The following is a 552-nucleotide window of genomic DNA, read 5'->3' as shown; positions in this document are numbered from 1 at the left end:
GCGAACCAGTGTTCGGTGGCGGCAAACAGGCGTAGCACGTTGTGGTGCGCGAGCAACGCGCCCTTGGGCTTGCCGGTGGAGCCGGAGGTGTAGATCACATAGGCCAGGTTGGCCGGGTCAAGCGTCAGGCCTGGGTTGCTGGCGGCATAACCAGTGAAGTTATCGTCCAGCAGCAACGTGCGCACCCCGGCCGGCGTTGGCAAACCCAGGTGCGACTGGGCCAGCACCACGCTCAGGCCGCTGTCCTCCATCATGTAGGCCAGGCGGTCCTCGGGGTACGCCGGGTCCAGTGGCACATAGGCGCCGCCGGCCTTGAGGATCGCCAGCAGGCCGACCACCATCTCCAGGCTGCGCTCGCAGGCCAGGCCCACCAGCACCTCTGGCCCGATGCCCTGGGCAATCAACGCATGGGCCATCTGGTTGGCGCGTTCGTTGAGTTCGCGGTAGCTGAGCTGGGCGTCACCCAGGGTCAGCGCGATGGAGCCCGGCGCACGCGCAGCCTGGGCTTCGATCAGTTCATGGAGGCAGCGCTGGCTGGCGAACTGCGCAGGC

1 protein-coding gene is annotated in these 552 nt (G+C 67.4%); it reads right to left on the bottom strand.

Annotated features, from left to right (window positions below):
- The coding region (locus tag NP552_RS25850; protein ID WP_274097325.1) for an AMP-binding protein at positions 1 to 552 on the bottom strand (552 nt) is incomplete at both ends.

The sequence above is a fragment of the Pseudomonas sp. 8209 genome, from assembly GCF_028682105.1.
Classification (GTDB): Bacteria; Pseudomonadota; Gammaproteobacteria; order Pseudomonadales; family Pseudomonadaceae; genus Aquipseudomonas; species Aquipseudomonas palmensis.
The sequence above is the reverse complement of the archived record's forward strand: the minus strand, read 5'-3'. Positions and strand labels throughout refer to the sequence as shown.